4 protein-coding genes are annotated in these 2,678 nt (G+C 69.0%); all 4 read right to left on the bottom strand.

Features of this window, described 5'->3' with window-relative positions; genetic code table 11:
• Window positions 1–80: 80 nt before the first annotated feature.
• Entirely contained in the window at window positions 81–323 is a 243-nt protein-coding gene (locus VLK61_RS06405) for a hypothetical protein (RefSeq protein ID WP_325419411.1), read from the bottom strand.
• A gap of 111 nt (window positions 324–434) precedes the next feature.
• Window positions 435–902, bottom strand: a complete 468-nt coding sequence (locus VLK61_RS06400) for a hypothetical protein (protein WP_325419409.1) — start codon at window positions 900–902, stop codon at window positions 435–437.
• Window positions 871–1,470 (bottom strand): nucleotidyltransferase domain-containing protein, encoded by a 600-nt coding sequence (locus VLK61_RS06395; protein WP_325419407.1) that lies wholly within the window; start codon window positions 1,468–1,470, stop codon window positions 871–873. The genes VLK61_RS06400 and VLK61_RS06395 overlap by 32 nt, the downstream gene beginning before the upstream one ends.
• Window positions 1,471–1,864: 394 nt before the next feature.
• Window positions 1,865–2,638 carry an enoyl-CoA hydratase/isomerase family protein gene (locus tag VLK61_RS06390; RefSeq protein ID WP_325419405.1) on the bottom strand — a complete coding sequence of 258 codons (774 nt, stop codon included), beginning with the start codon at window positions 2,636–2,638 and terminating at the stop codon, window positions 1,865–1,867.
• Window positions 2,639–2,678 lie beyond the last annotated feature (40 nt).

Raw genomic sequence — 2,678 nt, 5'->3', positions numbered from 1 at the left:
CTCGGGCGTGAAGGCATTGCGGCTGGCCGGGCTGTCGAGGGTGACCAGGGCCGTGCTGCCCTGCAGTTCGAAGCGCACGCTCATCGCTTGTCCATCGCGCGGGCGATGATCTCCTTCATCACCTCGTTGGCGCCGCCGTAGGCACGTGGTTCAGCGTGTCGGCAATGGCGCGGCACATCGTCGCGGCGGCGCCCACCGCAATCAGCAGCCGCTCGCGCTCGCCTCCGTACTGACCCTTGGTTTGCGGGCCAGGTGATCTGCGACTCGCCGGTCACCGTGACGATGCCGTCGCTGTTCGTGATGGCCAGGTGCATGCGCACCATGCGGTCCGGTATCCAGACGATGCGGCCGCTGCAGTTGATGCATTCGCCGATCGTGAACGCCGGTCATGATCCGCTGTCACTCGACGGCGAGGAAGCGGCCTTTGGTTTCGTTCACCGCGCCAGTCCCTGCTTCAGCAACGCAGGGTGGGCGGCTGCGAACCAGGTTGCCACGTCGGCGAGCCAGGGTTCCGCCAGGGCCACGGCTTCGCGCGCTTCGTCAGCGGTGCTCACAAGCCCGGCGCGGTACTTGCGGTTGCGCCAGTCGCGCAGGGCGTCCAAGGTATCGAAGCGCGCCTGACCCAGGCCGACGGCATGCGCAGCGCCTTCGAAGGCCACCGCATGGTGACCGCGGTCACTGGTGGCGCGCCAGCCCTCGGCGCAGGCCACGGCCAAGCTGCTCAGCAGCACGGCATCCCAGGCCGCGTCCATGCGCGTGCCGGCGGACACGGCGGCCTGCCGGGCATCCTGCAGTTTCACCTGGGCTTGTTGCAACCAGGCCACCACGTCACGGGCGTTCGCGGGCTGGGGCTTCAGCGGCGCGTCGGGTTCAGCCGCCAGCTGCTTGAAGGATTTCAACATCGAAGTCTCCGATGAGCGGCATGCGCGGCCCTTGCACGACGCCCTGCGCGAAGCTCTCGCCGGCACGGAGCTGGTTCTTGAACGCGTCGATGGTAAAGGCGGTGGCATGCACTGGCCGCCCCAGCGCCCGCCCCGCAGGCTTGAGCGCAGCATTGAGCTTGAGTTCGGAGGCGGTGCCGAGCACGAGCACGTCCACATCGCTGCCGGCACGCGCCTGCCCACGCGCCACCGAGCCGAACACCACGGCCACCTTCGCGCCGGCCACCGCGGACAAAGCCTCGCGCAGCGTGCGGACCAGCAGGCTGTCTTGCTGCATCAGCGTGGCCAGGGCGGCCAAGCTCGGATCGGCGCTGGCGTAGTAGCGGGGCAGGCCGTCCTGCTGGCGCCGCTGCACCAAACCCGCTGCTGTCCAGCGCTTGAGAAGCCGGGCCACGTTGCCGGGGTCGATGCCGGCCTCGGCCGCCAGCTCGCGCTGGCCGAAGCCCCGGCCGGGCTCGGCGAACAGCGAGCGCAGCGCGCGAAAGCGCGCCACACCGCCAAACAGCTCGGCAAGGGTGGATTCGTTCATCGGAGGTCGTAGTCGATTGGACGGCAGTGTAGGCGATTAGGCTACGTTGATGCTGAATCGGCTACATCGACGTCAGAAACACATCGTCAAAACCCGATCAAGTAGTCTGCGCCTTGAGCGATTGATGCAAGTCTTTGACTTGCCAAGGAAAGGTCTGCCAACCTCTTGCTTCCGCTCTGGTTGAATCAAGACCTGATCAAGAACGCTCAAGTGCCGAACGCAGCCGGCCCGGGGATGTTCCGGGCCTGCCGCCCGGATCAGGCCCGCGTCCAACGTCCTCCGATCACGGCAGTGGTCCGGGTGGCATTCCTCGCCGATCGATCGCTCTTCAGCCTTCCGCCGCTCCCCCAGTTGCGGCCGCGACTTGAGGGGCCTATCGGCATATCCACGCCCCTCACGCCGGCCACTGAAACCCCAACGGCTGCTTGTCCAGGAAGCGCCGCACCGCCTCCTGATGCTCCGGGCTGCCGAAAGCCAGCGCCTGCGCGTTGGCCTCGGCGTCCAGCAGCGCGGCCAGCGCGCCGGGGTCGCTCATCGTGCGCTTGACCAGGCTGGTGGCCAGCGGCGAGGCATCGGCGAAGCTGGCGGCCAGCGCCAGCGCGCGCGGCAGCAGGCGCTCGGGCGCGTGCAGTTCCATCACGATGCCGATGTCCTTGGCCTCCGGCGCGCCGACTTCGCGTGCCGACAGCATCAGCTCTTTCGCGCGCTGCGCGCCGACCACGCGCGGCAGCGTGTAGAACACGCCGCAGTCGGGCACCAGCCCGAGCCGCATGAAGGACAGGCAGAAGCGCGCGCGCGGCGTCGCGAGCACGAAGTCGGCGGCCAGCGCCAGGCTGAAGCCGGCACCGTAGGCCGCGCCGTCCACCGCGGCGATGACCGGCCGGTCCAGCGTCAGCAGCTCGCTGATCCAGCGCTGCGTGCCATGCATGCGCTCGCGCCAGCCGGCGCCGTCGAGCCGTGCGGCGGCAATGCCGCGCAGGTCGCCGCCGGCGCAGAAGTGGCCGCCGGCGCCGGTGAGGATCAGCGCGCGGATCTCGCGCTCGGCGCGCACACGTTCGATCGCCTGGGCCAGGCCATCGCGCAGCTCGGGCGTGAAGGCATTGCGGCTGGCCGGGCTGTCGAGGGTGACCAGGGCCGTGCTGCCCTGCAGTTCGAAGCGCACGCTCATCGCTTGTCCATCGCGCGGGCGATGATCTCCTTCATCACCT

It is taken from the genome of Aquabacterium sp. (assembly GCF_035476535.1).
GTDB lineage: Bacteria > Pseudomonadota > Gammaproteobacteria > Burkholderiales > Burkholderiaceae_C > Pseudaquabacterium.
Note: the sequence above shows the minus strand (reverse complement) of the source record. Positions and strands in the feature narration are given on the sequence as shown.

Coding starts and splice junctions, on each gene's coding strand:
- VLK61_RS06405 (WP_325419411.1), bottom strand. CDS start 323: ATGGTGCGCATGCACCTGGCCATCACGAACAGCGACGGCATCGTCACG.
- VLK61_RS06400 (WP_325419409.1), bottom strand. CDS start 902: ATGTTGAAATCCTTCAAGCAGCTGGCGGCTGAACCCGACGCGCCGCTG.
- VLK61_RS06395 (WP_325419407.1), bottom strand. CDS start 1,470: ATGAACGAATCCACCCTTGCCGAGCTGTTTGGCGGTGTGGCGCGCTTT.
- VLK61_RS06390 (WP_325419405.1), bottom strand. CDS start 2,638: ATGAGCGTGCGCTTCGAACTGCAGGGCAGCACGGCCCTGGTCACCCTC.